Source organism: Maribacter arcticus (assembly GCF_900167935.1).
GTDB classification, from domain to species: Bacteria; Bacteroidota; Bacteroidia; order Flavobacteriales; family Flavobacteriaceae; genus Maribacter; species Maribacter arcticus.
Window position 1 is genome coordinate 39,813 of the sequence record NZ_FUYL01000008.1, and the last position, 14,791, is coordinate 54,603.

Annotated in this window: 15 protein-coding genes; 7 read left to right on the plus strand and 8 right to left on the minus strand. The window is 33.1% G+C overall.

What is annotated here, in order from left to right:
- Window positions 1–4 precede the first annotated feature (4 nt).
- Window positions 5–373, minus strand: coding sequence for a response regulator transcription factor (locus B5X55_RS12785; protein WP_079513028.1), 369 nt, complete (start codon window positions 371–373; stop codon window positions 5–7).
- A 1-nt stretch (window position 374) separates the two neighbouring features.
- Complete coding sequence (locus B5X55_RS12790; protein WP_079513029.1) at window positions 375–2,135, minus strand: ATP-binding protein; 1,761 nt, start codon at window positions 2,133–2,135, stop codon at window positions 375–377.
- 143 nt (window positions 2,136–2,278) lie between these two features.
- Here B5X55_RS12790 and B5X55_RS12795 point away from each other — a divergent pair, with 143 nt between their 5' ends.
- The gene (locus tag B5X55_RS12795; protein WP_079513030.1) at window positions 2,279–3,568 is read left to right on the plus strand and encodes a dipeptidase; all 1,290 of its coding nucleotides are present in this window, start codon (window positions 2,279–2,281) and stop codon (window positions 3,566–3,568) included.
- Here B5X55_RS12795 and B5X55_RS12800 read toward each other — a convergent pair.
- Window positions 3,565–3,969 carry an acyl-CoA thioesterase gene (locus B5X55_RS12800; RefSeq protein ID WP_079513031.1) on the minus strand — a complete coding sequence of 135 codons (405 nt, stop codon included), beginning with the start codon at window positions 3,967–3,969 and terminating at the stop codon, window positions 3,565–3,567. The genes B5X55_RS12795 and B5X55_RS12800 overlap by 4 nt on opposite strands.
- A gap of 278 nt (window positions 3,970–4,247) precedes the next feature.
- Between B5X55_RS12800 and B5X55_RS12805 the strand changes: the two genes are divergently transcribed.
- Entirely contained in the window at window positions 4,248–4,652 is a 405-nt protein-coding gene (locus B5X55_RS12805; protein WP_079513032.1) for a glyoxalase, read from the plus strand.
- On the opposite strand, the gene B5X55_RS12810 is transcribed toward B5X55_RS12805, so the two are convergent.
- Window positions 4,644–5,324, minus strand: a complete 681-nt coding sequence (locus B5X55_RS12810) for a DUF2461 domain-containing protein (RefSeq protein ID WP_079513033.1) — start codon at window positions 5,322–5,324, stop codon at window positions 4,644–4,646. The genes B5X55_RS12805 and B5X55_RS12810 overlap by 9 nt on opposite strands.
- A 94-nt stretch (window positions 5,325–5,418) precedes the next feature.
- On the opposite strand from B5X55_RS12810, the gene epsC reads away from it, so the two are divergent.
- Window positions 5,419–6,210: a serine O-acetyltransferase EpsC gene (epsC, locus tag B5X55_RS12815; RefSeq protein ID WP_079513034.1), complete on the plus strand. Its 792-nt coding sequence runs from the start codon at window positions 5,419–5,421 to the stop codon at window positions 6,208–6,210.
- Window positions 6,203–7,087, plus strand: a complete 885-nt coding sequence (gene cysM, locus B5X55_RS12820) for a cysteine synthase CysM (RefSeq protein WP_079513035.1) — start codon at window positions 6,203–6,205, stop codon at window positions 7,085–7,087. The genes epsC and cysM overlap by 8 nt, the downstream gene beginning before the upstream one ends.
- Window positions 7,088–7,184: 97 nt before the next feature.
- Here the strand turns inward: cysM and corA are convergent, their stop codons facing one another.
- Window positions 7,185–8,279, minus strand: a complete 1,095-nt coding sequence (gene corA, locus B5X55_RS12825) for a magnesium/cobalt transporter CorA (RefSeq protein WP_079513036.1) — start codon at window positions 8,277–8,279, stop codon at window positions 7,185–7,187.
- Between the two features lie 35 nt (window positions 8,280–8,314).
- The gene (locus B5X55_RS12830; RefSeq protein ID WP_079513037.1) at window positions 8,315–9,100 is read right to left on the minus strand and encodes a tRNA pseudouridine synthase A; all 786 of its coding nucleotides are present in this window, start codon (window positions 9,098–9,100) and stop codon (window positions 8,315–8,317) included.
- Between the two features lie 347 nt (window positions 9,101–9,447).
- On the opposite strand from B5X55_RS12830, the gene B5X55_RS12835 reads away from it, so the two are divergent.
- Window positions 9,448–9,930 (plus strand): hypothetical protein, encoded by a 483-nt coding sequence (locus B5X55_RS12835; protein ID WP_079513038.1) that lies wholly within the window; start codon window positions 9,448–9,450, stop codon window positions 9,928–9,930.
- Between the two features lie 48 nt (window positions 9,931–9,978).
- Here B5X55_RS12835 and B5X55_RS12840 read toward each other — a convergent pair whose 3' ends face one another.
- Window positions 9,979–11,442, minus strand: coding sequence for an AAA family ATPase (locus B5X55_RS12840; protein WP_079513039.1), 1,464 nt, complete (start codon window positions 11,440–11,442; stop codon window positions 9,979–9,981).
- 138 nt (window positions 11,443–11,580) lie between these two features.
- Window positions 11,581–12,732 carry a vWA domain-containing protein gene (locus B5X55_RS12845; protein ID WP_079513040.1) on the minus strand — a complete coding sequence of 384 codons (1,152 nt, stop codon included), beginning with the start codon at window positions 12,730–12,732 and terminating at the stop codon, window positions 11,581–11,583.
- A 499-nt stretch (window positions 12,733–13,231) separates the two neighbouring features.
- Here B5X55_RS12845 and B5X55_RS12850 point away from each other — a divergent pair, with 499 nt between their 5' ends.
- On the plus strand, window positions 13,232–13,951 hold the full coding sequence (locus B5X55_RS12850) for a DUF1853 family protein (RefSeq protein ID WP_079513041.1): 720 nt from the start codon (window positions 13,232–13,234) through the stop codon (window positions 13,949–13,951).
- Between the two features lie 134 nt (window positions 13,952–14,085).
- Window positions 14,086–14,634, plus strand: coding sequence for a toxin-antitoxin system YwqK family antitoxin (locus B5X55_RS12855; RefSeq protein WP_079513042.1), 549 nt, complete (start codon window positions 14,086–14,088; stop codon window positions 14,632–14,634).
- Window positions 14,635–14,791: the final 157 nt, after the last annotated feature.

Consider the following 14,791-nt stretch of genomic DNA (forward strand, 5'->3'; position numbering starts at 1 on the left):
TTAGTTATATTTTATTTATTTCTCTTGCTACACGAACTAATAATTCGGTTGGACTTACAGGCTTTGTGATAAAATCATTTGCACCAAGTTCAAATGCGCTTAACACATTTTGTTCATTACCAGCAGATGAAATAATGATTATGGGTGTATTCGATTTTAATTCGTTTCTAACAAAATCAATTAGCTCAATACCAGAAAAATATGGCATCATGATATCGCTAACAATAATATCGGGCATTTCAGTTTTTAGATATTCTTTAACCTCTTTACCGTTCGATGAGTGGTGTACATCATAACCACCCTTTTTTAACCTGAAGTTTAACAACGAAGCTAAAAGTTGGTCGTCATCTGCTAATAGTACACGTTTACCCATATTATTTCTTATTCAATATTTCTAAATCAATATTCAAGTTATTCTCTAATAAAGGATAATCATTTAAAAACAATTCGTATAACTCCTTAACCTTGTCTAGCTTATTTGCTTTACAATTAGCTTCTAATTCTAAAATTAAGTTATGCATACCCGTAGCCTTAAGCATAGCAAAACTAGCCTTAAGTTTATGTGCAGAAAAAGCAATCTCTACAAGGTTATCCGTTTTTAAATGAATTCTGACATTACCTATAAATTCAAGAACATTCGTCTTAAAAAGTTTAATCAGTTCATTTAGCATTTCTAGTTCTCCAAAACAATCCTTTAAAAGACTATTTAGGTCAACAATGGTAGTTTCTTTAGGTTCTATCATTTGTTTTTGAAGTATTAGTCCAAACTCTTCGTTTGGATTATTTTCTCTTTTGTTTTTTACAATAATTGACATTAAGTCATTTAAGGTATATGGTTTCAATAAAAAATCATTGATACCAATGGAATCACAATCCTTACCATCTTGTTCAGTAAAATCAGCACTAAAAGCTACAATTGGTATATTTCTTATAAGCGGATTCTCGTTTAACCTTATGGCTTTAGACACTTCAAATCCGTTTAAATTCGGCATCTTTAAATCCATTAAAATCAAGTCTACTTTTTTTGTAGCTAAAATGGCCAACCCTTTTTCTAGGGTTACATTAGTATGTACATTACACCCCCATTTAGTTAACTGCTCTAATATTAAATGTTGATTCATTAAATTATCTTCGAATACCATTATTTCAGTACCCTCTAATAACTTCTTCGCTTCTTTAATATCTAGGTTTTTTGTTTTTTCAACAGATATATTGTTTACATCTCCTTTAGAAAAGGGTAATGTGAAAGAAACCGTTGTTCCTTTACTAACAACACTGTTAATTACTATTTCACCATTTTGTTTTTCAATGATTTCTTTGGTAATAGATAAACCCAATCCGGTACCACCATATTTAAGATAAGTATCATTATCAGCTTGTGAATAGCGTTCGAAAATGGAATTTATCTTTTCTTTTGAAATACCAATTCCTGTATCAGTAACAGAAAACTCTAGCACATAATCATTCTCATTAACTTCTTTAACAAAAACACCCAACTTTATAAACCCTTGATTTACAAATTTGATCGAGTTTCCAACAAGGTTTAAGATTACTTGCGAAAGCTTTGATGGATCACCCTTTATTACCTTAGGCACACTCTTATCGATATCAATTATTAGTTCTACTTGACTATCAACTAACAATGTCTCGCATAAGAACATAACATCATTAAGTAAACCATGCAGTTTAAAATCTATAGATTCAAAGCTTGTATTTCCAGAAGATATTTTTGAATAGTCTAAAACCTCATTAATTAGCTTTAATAAAGTATTGGAGGCAAATTGAATAGCTTCCACTTTTTTCTGCTGACTAGAGGTTAGTTTTTCTTCCTTTAGAAGGTTTGCAAAACCAATGATACTATTTAAAGGGGTTCGTATTTCATGACTTACATGAGTAATGAATTCTTTTTGTGATACTTCTTGTTTATCCAAAACCATAAGTGGCTCTTTTTTAAGAGAATCACTGTTTTGGTTTGGATCAAAAATTTGACATTCTAAACTAGACTTAAAGGTGTTAAATGAATTCTTTAACTCCTTAGCTTCATCAACACTTAATTCCTCAAATGAGAACTCACTTACAGAGCGCTCTAACTGAGATAATTGATCAAGTAAATCTGTAGTTTTTGAAATTGACATAAAATGCTATTCTTTAATTGTTGGTCTAGTCTGTTTTAATAGAATTTAAAAATGCGCCATTAAACACGTGACAACAATAAAATGTTTTCAAGGGTTGGTTATTTGTTGTGAATACCCTTAAATTGTAGGTCTAAAACTATCCTATGAAGCAGTTTCTCTATTTATTTTGTTTTTTATTGGCCCTCTCTTGCGCAGAAAAGAAGGAGAAATTAGCGGAGACCACGCTTGAAAAAGCAAAAAGAATTCATGAAGATGTCATTACAATCGACACCCATAATGATATCAATATCAACAACTTTACAGATAGTATAAATTACACTCAAAACCTAGAAACTCAGGTAAACCTACCGAAAATGAAAGAAGGCGGTTTAGACGTTTCTTGGTTAATTGTTTATACTGGTCAAGATACACTCACTGAGGCTGGTTATGCTAAAGCAAAGGAAAATGCCATGCAGAAATTTGAAGCCATACACAGACTTTGTGAAGAAATTGCACCAGACCAAATTGGACTCGCATTGACTTCTTCTGATGTGAGGGAAATTATAGCGTCTGGTAAGAAAGTGGCAATGATTGGAGTAGAAAATGCGTACCCAATAGGTACCGACATGAGCCAGTTTAAGACCTACTTCGATTTAGGAGCACGATATATCTCGTTAGCGCATAATGGTCATAGTCAGTTTTCTGATTCAAATACTGGTGAAGCAGATGGCCAATGGTTACACAATGGATTAAGTAAACTAGGCGAAGAAGCTGTAAATGAGATGAATAGACTTGGAATTATGATTGATGTTTCACATCCATCAAAAGAAGCGATGAGGCAAATGATTTCACTTTCTAAAGCACCGATAATTGCATCGCACTCTTCAGCTAGAGCATTATGTGGTCATAGTAGAAATCTTGATGACGAACAATTAATGATGATGAAAAAAAATGGCGGTGTTGTTCAAACAGTTGCCTTTAGCTCCTATTTAAATACCGAAAAAAATGATACGAGAGCGGCATATATGAAATCAATATATCAACAAGTAGCAGATTCATTAGACATTGATTGGTATGAGCGTTCTCAATTTTCAAGTTTAACTGATAGCCAAAAAGAGAGCTTTATGGAGAATTATCCTAAAGTACTTAAGGTTGGCAAAGAACTAGTAAAAAATAAGTCAGATGCACCCGCAGAGGTGAATGTTGCCGATTTTGTAGACCATATAGATTACATGGTCAAATTAATTGGTATAGACCATGTAGGTATAAGTTCAGATTTTGATGGCGGTGGAGGAATCGAAGGTTGGAATGATGCATCAGAAACATTTAATGTAACCCTAGAACTCGTTGAACGAGGTTACACCCAAGAAGAAATCGCCAAATTATGGGGTGGTAATCTATTAAGAGTTTTAGATGAAGTACAGGCTGTAGCTAAGAATTTAGGGGAAAGTTAATCTACTTCCCCTAAGGCCGCCAATCGGTCCTTTACAAACTCAATTTTCGTTTTACCATGTGGTGTTGGTTTTCCATTTTCACCCAAGTTCACCATAATGATATTATCAACGGTAACGATGGTTTCATGGTTCATTTTATTACGTACCTCACAGTTCAACGTTAATGATGTTTTGCCAAACTTAACAACCTCAATACCTATCTCAATAACATCACCCTTCTTGGCAGCGCTCATGAAATTAATTTCAGACATATACTTTGTAACAACTTTCCCATTTTCAAGTTGAACAATGGTGTATAAAGCAGCTTCCTCATCTATCCAAGCTAATAGCCTGCCACCAAATAGAGTTCCATTTGAGTTTAAATCTCCAGGCTTAACTAATTTTCTAGTATGAAATCTCATAGTCTTAAATTTTGAAAATATACATTGCCAAGTTATACCGAATATTAAGAATTATACTACTTTCTAGAAGAAGCCATATAGATTTATCAATGCTATTGATAGTATAATCGTTTAATTACATTTTGATAAAACGCCCCCTACGGAATTACTATTTTCTTAATTATACTAGGTATATTTTAAATCTGTACCACCTTTGTTCATAACAGGTTAAAAACTAATTATGTACTTTTCTTATAGACTTCATCTAATATGTATCTTTAAATAAAATAATACAAAAGATGGACAGATCAGAGAAATTACTATCGATACGACCTTTAATTTCTTCCGCCAAAATAATTCAGAACATGACCGAAGAAGAACGTTTTCAAAACCAAACCTTACGTCCTATATTAAAATTACAAAACGATTTATTATTAGCTTCTTTTGAAAATTATATTAAAAAAATGAAGAATACTTTTTATGAGCTCAAACTCGAAAAACGTATGAATTACATTACTAAATCAATTCAAAAAGATATTAAATTTCGTAACTCATTAAAAGGTATGATAACAGGTCAATTTACAATAGAAGAATACGAGCTTTACATTCAAAATTCTTCAGCTTTAAATAAGCGAATGATGAACATGGTAATTAAACGTCTACAAGATCAAATACAATATTTTGGCAAACTTGAATTAGTTTAACAACGATTCTCCATTTAAATTAGTAGTTAAAATATTACTCATCAAATCAAAATAAGGTTTTATCAATTTAAAACTTTCATCTATTTGAGAAGCGAAATCATTTTCTAAAACCTCTTTATCTGAAAATTTTCTTATAAAAATAAATTGCTTTTTTCTAATGAATTGAATGTTTGGATCTTCCTTATCGAAACCTTTAGGGGCTGTTTTTAACTCCTCGCCTACTAATTGCCCCCATACTTTTTTGAAAGTATCATTTTCGATAATAGCTTCCAATTCAGTAGTATCTATCTCCCACTCTTTTCGAATGCGTAACAAATCATCTTTTTCTGGACTCCAAAACCCTGTAGCAATAAAACTATTACCAGGTTCTATTTGTAAGTAATAACCACCGCGACGATGGTTACCAGCTCTAGCAAAGGAAGCCGAAAAATTATTTTTATAAGGAGTTTTATTTTTAGAGAAACGTACATCCCTATAAATTCTAAAAACTTTTAAACGTTCAATTTCATCATGAGACTTAAGTTTTTCAAGTATGTTATTAAAAAAGCATTTAACTTTTTCAGACTCTGTAGTAAAGTCCGTTTTATGTTCGGAAAACCACTCTCTATTATTGTTTTTTTTAAGTGAATTTAAAAATTGGAAGGTACTCTTTGTAATATTCGTTTCTAACATACGACCTAGCTCTTGTGATTTTAAGCTAAAGTTAACCAATAGAAGAGAAGTACTTTTAGTTATTTGGTTAATTTTGACTAACTAATGTAGAACCATGGACCATCGATCAATAATCGACAAAATAAACGCTCACAAAAAACAGCCTAACCTTAGATTTCGGTTAAAAAGGAATGTAGAAAAATTCACTGACCTTCTTTTTTACACCCTCTTTGATATAGAAACCCCTGTTGCAGACAATTTAGGTAAACTTCAAACACAGTTTGATGAACTTGTAGATTTAGCCTGCTGGCAGAGTGAAAAGCCCTGCAAGAAAGTTTGGGAGAATTATGTAGAAAAGCTACCGCAAATTTTAGAAAGCCTAAACCTAGATGCTGAAGCAACTGTAAATTGTGATCCAGCTTCACTATCTATGGAGGAAGTTTATATGGCCTATCCAGGCTTCTATGCAATATCGGTATATCGTTTGGCGCATGAACTATATAAATTCGGTTTCCCACTTGTACCAAGGTTAATGACCGAGTATGCGCATAGACAAACAGGGGTAGATATTAATCCCGGAGCAAAAATTGGTAATTCATTTCACATTGACCACGGTACTGGAGTCGTAATTGGTGAAACTGCAGTGATAAAGAATGACGTGAAAATATATCAAGGGGTAACCTTAGGCGGACTTTTTGTTGCTAAGCATCTTCAAAAGACAAAGCGTCATCCTACTATAGAGAATAACGTTACTATTTATGCAAATGCGACTATTTTAGGAGGTAACACAATAATTGGGGCTAATAGCGTAATCGGTGGAAATGCTTGGATTACAACATCTGTACCTCCTAATTCAACAGTTTTTCATACCCCTGAAATTAAAATTAAAACTTTACCAAATGTCTAATTCTATACTTTCCCTTATTGGTAATACCCCTTTGGTAAAATCAAGAGTTCTTAATACGAACCCTAATGTATCGTTATATTTTAAATTGGAAGGTCACAACCCTGGCGGTAGTGTAAAGGACCGTGCAGCATACAATATGATTAAAACTGGAATTGAACGAGGAGATTTCAGTACAAATGATAAACTTATTGAAGCTACTAGTGGTAACACTGGTATTGCCTTAGCAATGATTGCAGGTATTTACGGATTAGATATTGAACTAGTAATGCCTGAAAACGCTACGATAGAACGCGTACAAACGATGCGCGCCTATGGTGCAAAGGTCACTTTAACTTCTAAGGAAGTCGGTATAGAAGGTGCGCGCGATTATGCAGAAAGTAAAGTTGCTAACGAAGGTTACATTATGATGAACCAATTTGGAAATCCTAATAATTGGAAAGCACATTATAAAACCACCGGCCCTGAAATATGGAAAGATACTGATGGTAAAATAACTCATTTTGTTTCTTCTATGGGCACTACAGGTACAATAATGGGTACTTCAACTTTTTTGAAAGAAAAGAATAATGACATACAGATTGTAGGAGTACAACCATGTGATAATGCAAGTATACCTGGTATACGTAAATGGCCAAAAGAATATTTACCGAAGATTTTTGATGCTAAAAAAGTAGATAGAATAATGGAAGTTAATGAAGAAGAAGCTAAATCTATGGCCAAAAGACTTGCTAAAGAAGAAGGGATTTTTTCTGGGATGAGTAGTGGCGGAGCCGCTACCGTTGCTTTACGCTTAGCTGAAGAATTAGATCACGGTGTAATTGTCTCAATAGTCTGTGATCGAGGTGATCGATACCTTTCATCTAACCTATTCGATTAATTATTCTTTAACATTTTAATATACAAAGAGAGCCTATTTTGGCTCTCTTTGTATTTATAGTCAATTAAAATATTATGATGTTTTAAGAAACAAATATCTACAACCACTTTTTCTTTTTAAAGTAAAACATCATTCCAATAAAGAGAGCAATCATAACTGCCCATACATAGTAGTATCCATTTTTAGAATGCAATTCTGGCATGTGGTCAAAGTTCATTCCATAAATACCTGCAATAAAAGTTAGTGGTATAAAAATAGAGGCCATTATAGTCAAAACCTTCATTACCTCATTCATTTTATTACTCATATTACTCATGTACATCTCCATCAGACTCATAGACATTTCACGGTAAATCTGTAAACTCTCATTAATCTCAACGGTATGATCATGAACATCTCTTAAAAAGAGCTTAGTATCTTTTGTGATTAAATGACTTTCAGAATCGATTAATCTACTAATCAATTCTTTTACAGGGTAAATCCATCGTCTTATCTTAAGTACTTCTTTTTTTAACTGCTGAATATTCTTTGCAACAATCGGCTCAGGGTTGTTATAGACCTCTTCTTCTAAACTTTCAATTCTATTGTTTAAATTCTCGATAGCTAAAAAGTAATTATCAACTATAGCATCTAATAAAGCGAAGAACAAGTAATCAGCCCCTCTTGTTCTAATACGACCTAGTTTACCTGTTATACGCTCTCTTAATCCATTAAAAACATCTGCTTTAACTTCTTGAAATACTAAAACCGTATTTTCGAGCAACACAATAGCAATATGTTCCCCAATTATTTCATCTTCCTCAGAAATATATAACATTCTGAAAACGGCAAAAATATAATCATCGTATTCATCAATTTTCGGGCGTTGTTCTGTGTTTACAATATCCTCTAATACTAAAGGATTTAAATTAAAATGTTTACCCAGTCGTTCTATAAAAGGTTCATCAGAAATACCAACAACATTTACCCATGAAATTTTATCTCCCCTATCTTCTTTAATAAATTCATCGAGCTCATTAAACTCCTTAATTTCAAAATTATCAACATTGTAGGTAGTACAATAAATAACACTGTTGCCAGGTTCCTTATCGCCCATATAACTAATGGTACCAGGGGCTTTCCCCATTTTATTCTGTTGGCGAGATTTTTTCTTCTTTCTCTTAGGGAAGTTTAGCTTTTTATTTGAAGCCATAGATGATTTTTTTTTAAATATAATAAAACTGCTATCTAACCATTAAATTTTAGTTGGTTTAATAGTAGTCCTGATCCTGGTGCAATCGTTTTTAACTTAAACTCAGAGCCAGGTTCTAACGATAATTTAATTTGATTTAAGGTAAGTTCACTTTTACCCAATTGAACCAAAACTCCCATTATCATTCGTATTTGATAACGCATAAACCCTTTTCCCACAATTTTCAATATATAACTACTTTCTGGGAAAAAATTAGCTGTTAAAATATCGTTTTTTTCAATGCAACAAGATTCAATTGTACGAACTGTTTTAGTATTCGGCTTTAGACCTGCGGTATATATTGAAAAATCATGCCTACCAACAAACAATTCGGCACCTTGCTTCATGATTTCTAAATTAAGGTCTTCTATATAATTTGTTATGAAAGGTGCACTGAAAGGATGATTTTTACATCCGAAGGAGAAGAAATAAAAATATTCTTTTGTTTTACTATCCTTAATTATGTTGAAATCTTGACTTACCGGTTCTATGGAGAGTAAGCGAATATCGGAAGGCAGATTTTTATTAAAATCTAGTATGAAGCTATCTAAATCTTTTAACTCCTCTCCTAAAAAAAGCTCGAAAGCACCATCTAAAGAAGATACTTTAGCATCTGTTCTACCAGCACCTAATATCTTATAAGTTCTATCTGGAAATAAAAATTCAAACGTTTTGTTCAACATACTAACTATTGTGCGTTGTTTTGGTTGCAACTGCCAACCACTGAATCTAAATCCCAAATACTGCAAACGCACCAAATAGCAAAAACGGTTAATCTTCATGGTGGTAAAAATAAATACAATACATGTAACCCTGTATATTTTATTAAAAATACTCTTGCGTTTACTCTTCTTTCTAAATTCGAGATATAAGACAAAGCCCGCCAATAACTATGAAAAATTTATGAGTCACGCTGTCATAATAGTTTCATGTCCTTTTATTTTAACCTTATTACAGACTATTAATATAATTTATCACTAGAGATAGTAATACTAAAGTTTGAATTATTTAGATTTAAGGTATTGAACAACAAAGTATACCGTTTATCGAATTGTTTAAAATAAAGGGAAAACATACCCGTTCTTGAAAGAAAACTATTGGTTCCCCAAGACCATGAAACCTATTTAATATGAATTTTATTCAAGGAGTACTAACATGGAAGCGCACTTTAATTTTGTCTATTGGGGTATTGGCGCTTTTAAACATTTTTAGTTTTTACGGGCTTTACACGAATAAGTTTTATTTCTTTAAAATTGACAACTACATATTTCCTTTACTATCAATTGTACATTTTGTTTTTCTCTATGTATTATGGTTTAAGATTAAGGAAGATGAATTGAGCGACCCGCCAATGCGCACACTTGAGTATGTGCTATACATTATCTCCTTAGTTTATGTATACAAACTTGTAGAAACCATTATCATTTTATTAAGTTACAATGACTTCGATAATCACTTAATACCGAGCACGTTTTTACCATTAGGATATTTTATGTTACTGCTTTACACCTTACTACTATTGGTTACTTATTTAGCTATAGCCTACAGAAAAAAAATAGTAGGCACATATCTTTTCGATGATATGAATCAACATGTTGATCATTGGAAATAATCTAATAAACAAAAAGCCCTTTCAAAACTGAAAGGGCTTTTTGTTTATTTAAATATCCTTTAAAAAACTACTGTAGAGGTCTTTGAATTCAAAACCATCAGTGAATCTTTGTTTATTTAATTTTTTGTGAGACACCAAACCCCACAGCAACAATTCTTTTAGAAAATAAACATCCTTTTCACTATAATCTGGTTGATGCTCTTTTATAAGTTGATTCAATGCAGGTATACTATCTAATGCTCGCTTATATTCCTCATCTGTAAAATCATCCATTAATTCAAAACCTTCACCTTGAAAAAACCAGTGCAGTAATTCATCATAAACGGTTGCCTCATCTTTACGTTCCAACTTATTTATTTTAGGGAAATATTTAGGGAAAAGTGATTTTACAGCATCATCTATCAAAATACCTGCAACTCCGTCTGCCCCCTCCTGCTCTCCTTCGTATACTAATTCAATCTTACCTGTAATAGAAGGTATCACTCCTAAAAAATCACTTAAACGAACCATTGTATGGTCACCACCGTTTAATAAAGACCTACGTTCTGCAGTACTTAAAAGATTCTCAAACGCTGTAATACTAGTTCTTGCACTTACTCCGCTTTTCGCGTCTACATATTCGCTTTCACGAGCTTCAAAACTAATCTGCTCTAATAAGTCTTTTGCTAAATCGGGCACATAAATACTTTCTAACTGCCTAGCATCTAATTTAGATTCTTGTTCGGTAATCTTACGCGCAGTTTCAATATCATCTGGGTAATGGGTCAAAATCTGTGAACCAATTCTATCTTTTAATGGAGTAACAATACTTCCTCTATTGGTATAATCTTCGGGGTTAGCGGTAAATATAAACTGTAGGTCTAATGGTAATCTCAATTTAAAACCTCGAATTTGTATATCCCCTTCTTGTAAAATATTAAATAGCGATACTTGAATACGTGCTTGTAAATCGGGCAATTCGTTAATCACGAAAATACAACGGTTGGCACGCGGTATCATACCGAAATGAATAACACGGTCATCAGCATACGACAATTTTAAATTCGCTGCTTTAATAGGGTCTACATCACCAATTAAATCAGCAACGGTAACATCTGGTGTAGCTAATTTTTCAAAGAATCTATCATCTCTATGTAACCACGAAATTGGAGTTTCGTCTCCTTTATCAGCTATAAGTTCAAGAGCGTAACGTGACATTGGTTTAAGTGGGTCATCATTAATTTCAGAACCTTCTACTACCGGAATCCACTCATCTAAAAGGTTAACCATTAATCTTGCCAAACGAGTTTTCGCTTGTCCTCTCAGTCCTAAAAGGTTTATGTTGTGTCTCGATAAAATAGCACGTTCCAATTCTGGAATAACCGAATCTTCATAACCCCAAACCCCTTGAAATGAATCTTTCCCAGCTATAATATTCTCACGAAGATTATCCCTAAGCTCATCTTTAATCTTTTTGGTCTGATATCCAGCTTTTACTAATTGACCTAATGTCTTTATTTCTGTATGCTTCATATATTTGTTGATGGTTAATAGTTATTTGTTGATAGTATCACGTAACAACTTTCAACCTTTATATTTTATACTATTATATATTCCTTTATTTTGCTCAATACTAATTTCTTATTCCGAATTTTAACCAACAACCGACAACTATTTAAGTCGCTTCTTTCTATTCGCTTCATAGTCCTCAAAAATCATTTCACCCAAACCTTTAAGTCCTGTAAAAAATGCTTTGCCTTTATTTGCCTCCGTAAAATGACGAATAAATTGCATTAAATAGGGATCTTGAGCAATCATAAATGTCGTAATGGGAATATGAAGTTTGCGGGCTTGCCGAGCCATATTGTAACATTTCTCTACAATAAAATCATCTAAACCTACACTATTCTTATAATAAGTGCCATCGGGCATTCGTAGGCAACTAGGCTTACCATCGGTAATCATAAAAATCTGTTTGTTGGTATTCCGTTTTCTACGTAACATATCCATCGCTAATTGCAAACCAGCAACCGTATTAGTATGGTAAGGTCCTACCTTTAAATAGGGCAAATCTTTGATAGGAATTGGCCATGCATCATTACCAAAAACCAATATATCAAGCGTATCTTTAGGATAGCGAGTTGTTATAAGTTCTGCCAGTGCCATTGCAACCTTCTTGGCGGGAGTTATACGGTCTTCACCATATAGAATCATACTATGGCTAATGTCAATCATTAGCACGGTACTCATTTGGGCTTTGTGTTGCGTGTCTTCAACAACCAAATCTTCTTCACTTAGTTGAAAACTTCCTATGCCATGATTAATTTGGGCATTTTTAAGACTTTCGGTCATTGAAATGTTCTCCAAACCATCGCCATAACGGTATTCTCTAAAATCGCCGGTGTGTTCATCTCCTTGTCCTGATTTACCGGTTTTATGATTCCCAGAGCCACTTCGTTTTATCTTTCCGAATATTTGGTCTAAAGCACGCTTACGAATAATACGTTCCATTTTAGCGGTGATCGAAATATCTCCACCGCCTGATCCTTCTTCCCCGTCCTCACCATCACCATCGCCATCTTTAAATTCTTCTCGTATATAACCCTTAGCCTTTAAATCTTCTATAAAATCATCAATGGTATATTCTTCTGTGGTAAGTTCATATTCTTTGTCTAACTCACGTAACCAATCAATTGCTTCATCAAAATCGCCAGATGTATGTGTTATAAGCTCTTGAAAAATATCAAAAAGTTTATCAAATATTGACTGCTCGGGTGCCTCGTAGGTTTCGAAACGAAATCCATTTCTTACATTCATTGCCATAGTATAAAATTAACACATTTCGGTTGGATGCCCTTGGCTTTTGGGAAATGTTAACGTTGTTGTTTAATTGTTCGTTGATGGTTTATCGTTGTTCGTTGTTCGTTGTTCGTTTTGTGCTCGACGCTGGGCGCTATTCGCTTTGCGCGTGGCATTTTGCGCATACCGTTACAATGAAGTAACTTCGGCTATTCACATTTATCTATTAGCTATTAACAGTAATAAATAAACGGTTATCAATAAACAGTTACTAATTATCAATAATCACGTTTTAACCTACAACCAACTACGAGGAATAAACAGTTGGCAGTGTTAGTATGCAGTATGCAGTATGCAGTAAAATATATAATATTTTAACAAATACGAACAACGAGCAACTATTAACGAAAAACCAAACACTATCAACAACAAACCAACAATCATCAACCAAGCAATAGGTTTTTTAAACACGCCGCCAATTTGGGAACATACACAGTTTGGAATTGCACAGTTTAATTTTCCTATGGTGGATTTGTCGGACTTCGCTCCTGCTCCAATTCCAGAAAATTTACGATTGGGTCATCAAATAGAATACCTCTGTAAGCAGTTGCTAGAGCATTCTTTACTTTATGAAATACTTGTTTATAATTTACCAATTCGACAAGAAAAACAAACTTTAGGAGAGGTTGATTTTATACTGAAGGATTTAAAAACAGAACAAATTATTCATGTAGAACTAACCTATAAATTCTACATTATAGACCTCGATATTTCAGAACCCTTACACCAATTAATAGGTCCGAACAAAAGGGATGCGTTTTTCATGAAAATGGAAAAAATAAAGAATAAACAGTTTGCTCTACTTCATTCTGAAGCTGGTTCAAAAGCATTGGCCGACAAAAATATTGCTATTTCTAACCTAGTACATCAAACTTGCTTTAAGACTCAACTGTTTAAACCTTTTAAAGTAAAGACCTTACAATTAGAACCATTAAACGAAAATTGTATCGTTGGGTATTGGCTACGATTGTCAGACTTTAATACCGATTCGTTTACACCTTACCAATTCTATATTCCCAGTAAAAAACAATGGGTTTTAAACCCTGATACTACCAATAGTTGGCCTTCGCATGCGGACACGCTATTAAAAATAGAACAACACCTAGTTAAACAAAATTCACCTCTAATTTGGATGAAGAAAAGTGAAACGGAATATGAGAAGTTTTTTGTAGTGTGGTGGTAACTTTTAAGAATACCCCCTGAATAGTAGTTGTTTATAAGTGTTGAAAAGTAGGTTTTTTAGTACTTACTATTTAAATTACTTTTAATATATACATATATATGTAATTGTACACATATACGTACGTTGGCAACAATATGAAAAAAATAGTTTACATAATACTTCTACTTTTAACTTGTTGCAAAACGACTGGTCTTGTAAAAGAAATCAACACCGAAATCACGGAGTTAAAATCTGAAAAAATAGATACGCTGACAACGTACCAGGAAAATGGAGCAAAGAATATGGAAGTGCTACTTATTAATGATAAAAAAGAAGGAAACGGATATATGTACAGTGTACACAATGAAATAATCGGATTCAAACATTTCGAGAATGACACACTAAATGGATTTGGACTATCACTATATAATGACACAAAAAAGCCTAAGTATATTTTTCAGTATAATCAGGGCAAAATGAACGGAACAATCATTTCATTTTATAAAAACGGGAGTATTGAACGATTCAGGAGTTCAGACATTTATTCAGTAAGTCAAAAATTAAAATTTCATGAAAATGGAGTTATCAAATCCATAGGTCAAACTCAAAAGGGAGGAAATGCCTTTGGAACTTGGTTATTTTTTAATGAAAAGGGAATATTGGAGAGAACTGTAGAATATGAAAATGGAGAGCCAAAGAAATAAATACTGTTGCCAACAATGGCTATAGCAAATAGGGCATTAAGTGCTAAATTTAATGGCTTGGGATTATTTACTAAGTCCGCCAAATCTTTTGGATTTGGCATTTGAAATGTAAAAAATAAATACAAAACAAAAAGCTCTGGTTACAAGTACAGGCGGA

Excerpts from the sequence above, each read along its gene's own strand:
- B5X55_RS12785 (WP_079513028.1), bottom strand. The coding sequence starts at position 373 with ATGGGTAAACGTGTACTATTAGCAGATGACGACCAACTTTTAGCTTCG.
- B5X55_RS12790 (WP_079513029.1), bottom strand. The coding sequence starts at position 2,135 with ATGTCAATTTCAAAAACTACAGATTTACTTGATCAATTATCTCAGTTA.
- B5X55_RS12795 (WP_079513030.1), top strand. The coding sequence starts at position 2,279 with ATGAAGCAGTTTCTCTATTTATTTTGTTTTTTATTGGCCCTCTCTTGC.
- B5X55_RS12800 (WP_079513031.1), bottom strand. The coding sequence starts at position 3,969 with ATGAGATTTCATACTAGAAAATTAGTTAAGCCTGGAGATTTAAACTCA.
- B5X55_RS12805 (WP_079513032.1), top strand. The coding sequence starts at position 4,248 with ATGGACAGATCAGAGAAATTACTATCGATACGACCTTTAATTTCTTCC.
- B5X55_RS12810 (WP_079513033.1), bottom strand. The coding sequence starts at position 5,324 with ATGTTAGAAACGAATATTACAAAGAGTACCTTCCAATTTTTAAATTCA.
- epsC (WP_079513034.1), top strand. The coding sequence starts at position 5,419 with ATGGACCATCGATCAATAATCGACAAAATAAACGCTCACAAAAAACAG.
- cysM (WP_079513035.1), top strand. The coding sequence starts at position 6,203 with ATGTCTAATTCTATACTTTCCCTTATTGGTAATACCCCTTTGGTAAAA.
- corA (WP_079513036.1), bottom strand. The coding sequence starts at position 8,279 with ATGGCTTCAAATAAAAAGCTAAACTTCCCTAAGAGAAAGAAGAAAAAA.
- B5X55_RS12830 (WP_079513037.1), bottom strand. The coding sequence starts at position 9,100 with ATGAAGATTAACCGTTTTTGCTATTTGGTGCGTTTGCAGTATTTGGGA.
- B5X55_RS12835 (WP_079513038.1), top strand. The coding sequence starts at position 9,448 with ATGAATTTTATTCAAGGAGTACTAACATGGAAGCGCACTTTAATTTTG.
- B5X55_RS12840 (WP_079513039.1), bottom strand. The coding sequence starts at position 11,442 with ATGAAGCATACAGAAATAAAGACATTAGGTCAATTAGTAAAAGCTGGA.
- B5X55_RS12845 (WP_079513040.1), bottom strand. The coding sequence starts at position 12,732 with ATGGCAATGAATGTAAGAAATGGATTTCGTTTCGAAACCTACGAGGCA.
- B5X55_RS12850 (WP_079513041.1), top strand. The coding sequence starts at position 13,232 with ATGGTGGATTTGTCGGACTTCGCTCCTGCTCCAATTCCAGAAAATTTA.
- B5X55_RS12855 (WP_079513042.1), top strand. The coding sequence starts at position 14,086 with ATGAAAAAAATAGTTTACATAATACTTCTACTTTTAACTTGTTGCAAA.